The sequence below is a fragment of the Oceanispirochaeta sp. genome (assembly GCF_027859075.1).
GTDB lineage: Bacteria > Spirochaetota > Spirochaetia > DSM-2461 > DSM-2461 > Oceanispirochaeta.
The window spans coordinates 1-4,593 of the sequence record NZ_JAQIBL010000002.1; the positions used below are offsets into that span (position 1 = coordinate 1).

3 protein-coding genes are annotated in these 4,593 nt (G+C 45.9%); 2 read left to right on the forward strand and 1 reads right to left on the reverse strand.

Going from position 1 to position 4,593, the window contains the following annotated elements:
- On the reverse strand, window positions 1-434 hold a 434-nt coding region (locus PF479_RS00065), incomplete at its 3' end, for a PAS domain-containing protein (RefSeq protein ID WP_298000975.1).
- A gap of 154 nt (window positions 435-588) precedes the next feature.
- On the opposite strand from PF479_RS00065, the gene PF479_RS00070 reads away from it, so the two are divergent.
- The gene (locus PF479_RS00070; protein WP_298000977.1) at window positions 589-2,808 is read left to right on the forward strand and encodes an NADP-dependent isocitrate dehydrogenase; all 2,220 of its coding nucleotides are present in this window, start codon (window positions 589-591) and stop codon (window positions 2,806-2,808) included.
- Window positions 2,809-2,960: 152 nt separating this feature from the next.
- On the forward strand, window positions 2,961-4,559 hold the full coding sequence (locus PF479_RS00075) for a methyl-accepting chemotaxis protein (protein ID WP_298000979.1): 1,599 nt from the start codon (window positions 2,961-2,963) through the stop codon (window positions 4,557-4,559).
- Window positions 4,560-4,593 lie beyond the last annotated feature (34 nt).

Sequence of the window (4,593 nt, forward strand, 5' to 3'; positions counted from 1 at the left end):
CCCAGAGAGCGTTCGTTGAAGAGTCCAGTGACCGGGTCTCTGAACTCATAATTAAAAAGTTTGGCTTCAATTTCACCCAACTTCGAAATATCATGGGAAAAAACAAGGGCATGGCTGATCTTCTCGGGGGACTCCCTATAAGGATAGTAGGAGACGTGCATATACCTGTAATCCAGCCCAAACTCAAAGCGGTCCACATAGTGGATCTCTTCGCCCTCAAAACAGCGGTCCAGATAGCTTTTGATTGTATTTTTGAATTTCTCTTCTCCCCAGACCGTGGAGATGTGGGAGCCCAGGAGATCTGCCTTCTTCCGTTCGATAATATGGCAGTATGAATCGTTGGCAACCTCATAGCAATAATCCCTGTTTATGAGTGTAATCATGTCGCTGGAGGTGTTGATGATGTATTTGTACTTTTCTTCGGGATTGCCCATGTCTGTAATTATACGTTCATTTATGAAGTTTGTTTAGTTAATATGGAAAATAATAATCAAAATTCATATAAACCGGAGGGTCAAGGTCTATTCTCAAATCTCTACCCTTCGTGCTATTGTAAAACCATCCAAATTATTAATTTCAGGAATTATTATGCAAGCAAAGATCATTTATACCCAGACGGATGAAGCTCCAGCTCTGGCTACACGTTCCTTATTACCTGTCATCTCCGCTTTTACGAGTGCTGCGGGTATCCTGGTTGAAACCAGAGACATCTCCCTGGCAGGACGCATTCTTGCAAATTTTCCAGAAAAACTGACAAAAGAACAGATTGTATCCGATGACCTGGCAGAATTGGGAGAGTTGGTACAAAAGGCTGATGCCAATATTATAAAGCTTCCGAATATAAGTGCATCACTTCCACAGATGAAGGCTGCCATCGCAGAGCTGCAGTCCAAGGGATACGATATTCCAGATTATACCGATGAGACCGGGACCGAAGAAGAGGCCCGTATCAAGCTCCGATACGACCGCATCAAAGGGAGTGCGGTGAATCCGGTTCTTCGGGAGGGCAACTCGGACAGACGAGCTCCTGCTTCCGTAAAGTCCTATGTCAAAAACAATCCTCACAGCATGGGAGCCTGGCGCTCTGATTCAAAGTCGCATGTCTCATCCATGACCGAGGGAGATTTTTACGGAAGTGAAAAGTCCATCCTTCTGGAGAAGGATACCCAGGCTAGAATCGTCTTTAAGAATGAAAAGGGGGAAGAAAGGGTTCTGAAAAAACATCTGCCCCTGATAAAAGGTGAAATCATCGATTCGGCAATATTCCGCCGGAAATTATTTTGCCGCTTTATCGAGGAACAGATGGCCGATGCTAAGTCTCGGGGAGTCCTGTTTTCCATCCATTTGAAAGCCACCATGATGACGGTTTCGGATCCCATCATTTTCGGGCAGGCTGTCTCTGTTTTTTTTGCTCCTGTGTTTGAAAAATACAAGGACGATTTATCTGCATTGGCTTTCGATCCCAGCAATGGTCTGGGTGATTTCTATTCAAAGATTGAATCCCTGCCGGAAGATAAAAAGAAGGCTGTCGAAAAGGATCTGGCCGACGCTCTGGAAGCGGGACCTGGTCTAGCCATGGTCAATTCCAGTAAGGGAATTACCAACCTGCATGTACCCAGTGATGTGATCATTGACGCCTCCATGCCCGCAGCCATCCGGACTTCGGGATGCATGTGGAATGCTCAGGGAAATCTTCAGGATACAAAATTTATTATTCCTGACCGCTGCTATGCCGGAGTATATGCTAAAACGATCGACTTCTGTAAAAAACACGGGGCCTTCAAGCCTGCAGATATGGGAAGTATTGCCAATGTGGGCCTCATGGCTCAGAAACCGGACGAGTATGGTACCCATGATAAAACTTTTCAAATTCCTGATGCCGGCAGGGTTGATATCGTGACCGGGTCGGGAGAAGTCCTCCTCTCTCAGAAGGTCGAATCCGGCGATATCTTTCGGGCCTGTCAGGTCAAGGATGCCCCTGTTCAGGACTGGATTAAACTGGCTGTGAAACGGGCCAGAGCCTCGGGAGTTCCTGCCATCTTCTGGCTTGATTCCGGCAGAGCCCACGATGCTCAGTTGATAAAAAAGGTCAATTCATATCTTCCTCTGCACGACACCCGGGGGCTGGATATCCGCATCCTTTCACCCGAAGATGCCACCGAATTCTCGCTGGAGCAGATACGACAGGGGAAGGATGCCATCTCGGTGACCGGAAATGTTCTCCGGGACTATTTGACAGACCTTTTTCCCATCCTTGAGCTGGGTACAAGTGCCAAGATGCTCTCTGTTGTTCCCCTCATGAAGGGGGGGGGACTCTTTGAAACCGGAGCCGGTGGATCTGCTCCCAAACATGTGCAGCAATTTGCTCAGGAGGGGCATCTCCGTTGGGATTCATTGGGTGAGTTTCTGGCATTGGCCGTTTCTCTGGAACATCTGGCCAGCGTCTTCAATAACCAAAGTGCTCAGATCCTTTCAGAAACCCTGGACTGGGCCACGGCCAGACTCCTTGAAAACAGTAAATCTCCCTCCCGCAAAGTCAATGAACTGGATAATCGGGGCAGTCATTTTTATCTTTGTCTTTACTGGGCCGAGGCTCTGACTTCTCAGGAAAAGGACAGATCATTGCAAGATCGCTTTGCTCCCCTGGCAACAGGCCTGAAAGATAAGGAATCGCTTATCCTTCAAGAATTGCTGAGTCATCAGGGGCATGAAGTGGATCTGGGGGGGTATTATTTGCTCGATGATATAAAAACTGATAAGGCTATGCGTCCCAGTACATCGTTTAATCAAATGATAGACTCGTTTTAGCCTGTTTTTAAGATATAAAAGGGGATTCTCTGGTATCAGGATTATATATTTATTGCTGGAAAAATTCCGGGTATCAGTTTATTCTGTATCTATTCTTTTACAACTATGTTGTATTTTAAAAATATTATGTCTAAATAGATTTTGGAGATCCTATGAAACTTCTTTCTTCCGTCTATGAAAATGTCAGTTATGAAGTCAGAATCAAGGCTTCAGTGAATTATCTGATTCAGCTGGTCATTACTATATTGCTCATTCCTCTGGGTATCATCCAGTTTATTACAGGGCAGCCTGTTATTGGTATAGTGTTACTCCTTTTGTCTCTCTTTTTCATCACGACTCTCATCATGCTGAAAAAAGGGCTCTATGATCTCTCTTCCTATATATTTTCAATCTCACTGATGCTTCTTATCGTGTTATATGCCTGGATCAGCGGGTACAATGGAAGTAAAACCTTTTCCCAGTATGCCCTGACCCAGCTGATGGTGATGCTCGTGGCCGCCTATCAAATCAGAAACAGAAAGCATGTGGAGATCTTCGGCATCATTTCATTACTGACCTTTTGGCTCTTTGTGCTGTTTGTCATAGTCACTGGAGCCAATAAGAGCGATGGTTTATCCCTGCTGGATCAACTGGATGCCGCTTCATTTACCTATATGGTGGCTTTGTTTATCATCTTAGCCAACAAAAGGACTTTTACATCCGTTAATGAGGAAGCTTTAAATCGATTCAATGAGAGTGAAGTGCATAGCAAACACATGGTTAAACTGGTCGGTTCAGTTTCAGAACAGATTGATAAGACTGTGTGGTTGAAAGATTCGGCGCAGGAAACCGGAAAGGCTGTGACTCTGATAGAAAACAGAGTGTCTGGCATCCTGGAATCAGTGGAGAATCTGAATGACGGATTCTCCAATACAAAACAGGCTCTGGATGCCATTGGCAGGAGTGTGGGTGAACTGAAGAATAAGGCTCATGATCAGTCGGCCAATGTGACTGAATCCAGCGCGGCTATTGAAGAAATGGTTGCCTCCATCAAGAGTGTTTCCCAGACCATTCAGGTCAGAAAAAGGAATGTGGAGAGCCTGATCATTACCTCCCGCAATGGGGAAGAGATTATTAAACAGACCGAAAGTTCTTTCAATGCCGTCATTGACCAGATAGGGACCATTCGTGATATGACCAGTCTGATCAGCAGCATTGCCGCACAAACAAACCTTTTGGCCATGAATGCCGCCATTGAGGCTGCCCATGCAGGAGATGCAGGCCGGGGTTTTGCGGTGGTTGCCGACGAGATCCGGAAGCTGGCGGAAAACAGTTCTAAAAATGCCAAGAAAATATCAGAAAATCTAAAAACCATGATTGATACAATCGAGAGAACCGGTTCTCAGGTCAAACAATCGGGAGCCTCCTTCGGTGACATCCGGGAGGAAGTTGATTCGGTGGCACGGGCCATGGATGATATCTATTCCAGCACGGAAGAGCTGAATACGGGCAGTGAAGAGATCCTTCGTTCCACAACCAGTTTGAATGAATTGACATCCAGTGTCATGGATAGTGTGAATGAGGTTGCCCAGGATAAGTCTACTATTGATACCAATCTCAACAGGAACCAGGAACTATCGGTCGCCCTGGGTCAGGTGGCGGAAGATATTAAAAAAGATGCTGATGAAATCAAACTTTCTTCGGATAAGGTTCTTGAAATGGCCGCCTCCCTTGCGGAGCAGTCGGTCACACTGAAACGGGAACTCGTCTAGCACTAAGTCCGACAGGCTGCTAGGGATTATGAAC